The sequence below is a fragment of the Haloferax sp. s1 genome, assembly GCF_058382125.1.
This window is the reverse complement of record NZ_JBZRPK010000084.1, coordinates 1-965: the sequence shown is the minus strand read 5'-3', so window position 1 is coordinate 965 and position 965 is coordinate 1. Positions and strand designations below refer to the sequence as shown.

The following is a 965-nucleotide window of genomic DNA, read 5'->3' as shown; positions in this document are numbered from 1 at the left end:
ACGCAACGAGCAAGCCCATCAAACGCGTACACACCCCCGCAGGGACCAGCGGCACAGGATGCATCTTCGACTCAGCCGCCGACCCCCGCACCCGCTCCGAGACCCCGTCCGCCGGTATCGCCCCCGGCGTGTGGGAAGAATCCGAGCGCAAACGCGCGGAGAACGCTGCTGACGCCGCTATCGATGCGCTTCCAGACACCGTCGCCACGGAGAAGCTTGTCGAAGAAGGCGTCCCGCACGCGGTCATCATCGACTACGCCGACGACGCCGACATCGACGTCGTCGTGATGGCGACACACGGCCGAACCGGTCTTGACCACTACCTCGTCGGGAGCGTCACCGAGCGCGTCGTCAGAAAATCGTCTGCGCCCGTCTTGACTAGCCGGGCGAGCGGCGACGAGTAGGCGACTCACCCGTCGAATCGGCTGTTTCTTCACCGCTGTTTCCACACTCTTTTGACTACGCTTCCGCCCCGTGAGAACCTTCACCGTATCTCTACTCACGAACCAACTCCGGTGATATCTCCACCACTAAGAAACAAACACAGTTTCAATATCTCAATTTTAGTTGGTAACTCTTTTATCGCTTCGTCGGGACCATCGGACACAGTCGGTTCCCCGCGAATCGCTCGATTCGAGGCCACTTCGGCCGCTTCACCAGTGGCGACACTATCTCCGAAGACGAGTGATTGTGTCGGTGACCCGACGGTCGAAACACCATGAGCTCTACAGCAACGACCGAACTAGACGAGACGATACGCGCCATCCTCGACCGGGCGACGACGAGGACTGAGGCGGCTATCCCCGATGAGGTCCTCGACACGCTCTGCGCCGAATCACAGCGGAACCTGTACGGCGGTGCGACCCGGGAAGAAGTGTACGACGTTCTTACAGACGTCTTGACCGCCCGAATCGACCGCGACCCGAGTTACGACGACCTCGCGGCCCATGTCTTCTTTCAGGGCT

The 965-nt window shown here is 60.5% G+C and carries 2 protein-coding genes; both read left to right on the top strand.

The features are described 5' to 3' along the window. The coding region (locus QT222_RS00570) for a universal stress protein (protein WP_491475956.1) at nt 1-404 on the top strand (404 nt) is incomplete at its 5' end. Between the two features lie 314 nt (nt 405-718). After that, nucleotides 719-965 (top strand): hypothetical protein (locus QT222_RS00565; protein WP_491475955.1); only part of this gene is annotated, 247 nt, incomplete at its 3' end.